This window comes from Bradyrhizobium sp. UFLA05-153 (assembly GCF_054185185.1).
Window position 1 is genome coordinate 1 of the sequence record NZ_JBBIAM010000320.1, and the last position, 1139, is coordinate 1139.

The 1139-nt window shown below is 57.3% G+C and carries 1 protein-coding gene; it reads left to right on the forward strand.

From position 1 onward, the window contains the following. The first annotated feature begins 313 nt into the window (after positions 1–313). Positions 314–670, forward strand: a complete 357-nt coding sequence (locus Q2941_RS51655; protein WP_458197547.1) for a hypothetical protein — start codon at positions 314–316, stop codon at positions 668–670. Positions 671–1139: the final 469 nt, after the last annotated feature.

Below are 1139 nucleotides of genomic sequence, written 5' to 3' on the forward strand. Positions count from 1 at the left end.
CAATCGGCTCGCTGATCATGATCGGCATCACGCTCTGCAAGGATTGGCCGCAGTGAGGCGACCCGACGACCAAGGCGTGCTCAATCATCTATCGAATGATCTGCAACCTTCTTGCGCGCCTCGATATGAACCGTGCCAGCATCGAGCACACCGCCGTGCACGTCTGCTTGGCCCCCAATTGGCGCGAGAGCAGACAATCCGGGACCGCCGCTTTGGGCCTAACGCGGACAAAGTCAACCGAAGCGCGCCTTGACCAAATCTGTGGCTATGAGTGAGAGTACCGAAGACGTGGGTACCGGATTGGAGCGATGTCATGGTGCAGATAGCTCGATTGGCTGTGGGTAGCCTAATCATGCTGACAACGATGGTTGGGCCCGGCGGTGCAGCAGAGCAACAATTCTCTTGCAAAGGGCAGGTCGTTCAAGAAATGACCAATCCGGCCGTTCAACCAAAACCAATCGATCTGAACGTGAAGTTGGGCGACACGAACAAGCTGTTCATAACGACGGGCGACGGAAAAATGCTTGCTCCCCGCATTACCAGCAATAACAAGATCCAACTTAAGTTTGCGACGAAGGAGTTTGTTGGAGAATATTTCCACTATACCGGCGATCTATTCCTCATCTACAACTCTGGGCCGCTCGCGCGGCTCAATTGCTCGCGCTCCTGACCCCAATCGATGGGGCATGCGAGCGAACATCCGCCTTTGCGCATTGGCGGCTTTCGCTTTGTGTCCAAAAGCGGTAAGGGCCAGAGCGAGCGAACGTTTTCCACTTTGCTCCTCAAATGACGCAAGGCGCTAGCGCGAGGCCGTCGCAAGGCAGTACAGCGCGGCGGGAGCGCAGGGCATACCGGACCGCAGCGGCGGCAGGGCCGTAGCGGGCCCCGCCCGAGCATTTTTCCGGCGCCTGTGCGGCCTGACTTCGGGCGCATCAGCGGCCTTCCTAGAGGAGCCGGCAGATATGGCACAACGGCGGACACATCGGGTCAGAGCCGTTGTATTTATTGACTTATTTCGTCATACCCGGTTCACAAGGGGAGAAGGAAGGTGGCAGCGTGAACTAGTACTACTGCGTCATAATTTTCGTTGCCTGCCGAGACGCGGCGATGCCCCGCAACAAGGGCATCGCCTTAGAGTT